Source organism: Microbacterium sp. SZ1, from assembly GCF_002362255.1.
In the GTDB taxonomy this organism is placed as follows: domain Bacteria; phylum Actinomycetota; class Actinomycetes; order Actinomycetales; family Microbacteriaceae; genus Microbacterium.
On sequence record NZ_LPVV01000037.1, the window covers coordinates 1 to 641 of the forward strand.

Annotated in this window: 1 protein-coding gene; it reads left to right on the forward strand. The window is 67.6% G+C overall.

The features are described 5' to 3' along the window. The coding region (locus tag AUC47_RS11685; RefSeq protein WP_143740734.1) for a GTP-binding protein at positions 1–641 on the forward strand (641 nt) is incomplete at both ends.

Genomic DNA, 641 nt, shown 5'->3' on the forward strand with positions numbered 1-641 from the left:
CAGCGCAAGTCGCGGCGGGCGAAGCGGCAGGAATTCGAGATGCGGAGCGCCCCGGTCGTCGGTGGCGTCAACGTCACCCGCGGTAACGGGGAGACCATCCGCATGCGTCGCGGCGCGTCCATCGCGGACTTCGCCGACAAGATCGAGACGCTGACCGGTTACACGGTCCAGCCCGGCACGCTCGTGACGATCCTCTTCAACCTCGGCGAGATGGCAACGGCCACCGAGTCGCTGGACGAGGCGACGTTCGAGGTGCTCGGCGAGGAGCTCGGCTACAAGATCCAGATGGTCTCGCCCGAGGACGAGGACAAGGAGCTCCTCGAGGGCTTCGGTCTCGATCTCGAGGCCGAGCTGGAGGCGGAGAGCGAGGACGACCTCGAGATCCGTCCGCCGGTGGTCACCGTCATGGGTCACGTCGACCACGGTAAGACCCGACTGCTCGACGCGATCCGTCAGACCAACGTCATCGAGGGCGAGGCCGGCGGCATCACCCAGCACATCGGCGCCTACCAGGTGTGGACGGAGCACGAGGGCATCGAGCGCGCGATCACCTTCATCGACACCCCGGGTCACGAGGCGTTCACCGCCATGCGTGCCCGTGGTGCGCAGGTGACCGACCTCGCGATCCTCGTGGTCGCCGC